General features: G+C 58.3%; 1 protein-coding gene. It reads left to right on the forward strand.

Annotation, left to right across the window (positions count from 1 at the left end; translation table 11 throughout):
• Window positions 1-469: sulfate transporter CysZ (gene cysZ / locus A3730_RS10230; RefSeq protein WP_082872328.1), on the forward strand; the 469-nt coding region annotated here is incomplete at its 5' end.
• Window positions 470-504 lie beyond the last annotated feature (35 nt).

Consider the following 504-nt stretch of genomic DNA (forward strand, 5'->3'; position numbering starts at 1 on the left):
ACCGTTCATGGGCTTTCTGGCCGAGAAAGTGGATATCCAGATTACCGGCCACCCCATGANCGACGAATCCATCCCCGCCATGATCGTGCGCACCTTCAAGCGCGAACTGCGTAAAACCTGGTACTGGCTGTGGCGCGCTGTTCTGATTCTGTTTGTGGTCGGGGTGATTTACTTTATCCCGGTGATCAACGTGCTGGCATCCGCTATCTGGTTCCTGTGGTCCGGCTGGCTGCTGGGCATGCAGTACATCGATTTCGGCGCCGACAACCGTCAGGTGCCATTTGAGGTGATGCTGGAACGGCTGAAAGAAAAACGCTGGCTGGTGCTGACCTTCGGCGCCATCGTCATGGCCCTGACCATGATCCCGCTGGTGAACCTGTTCATCATGCCGGTGGCGGTGATTGCCGGGACGCTGATCTGGGTGGAGCAGCTGGCACCGCAACCGCAGGATCAGAAGACCCCCATCTAACTCTCTACAAGGCCGCTGTAGGAGCGCCTCTCGAG

The organism is Alcanivorax sp. HI0044 (assembly GCF_001634945.1).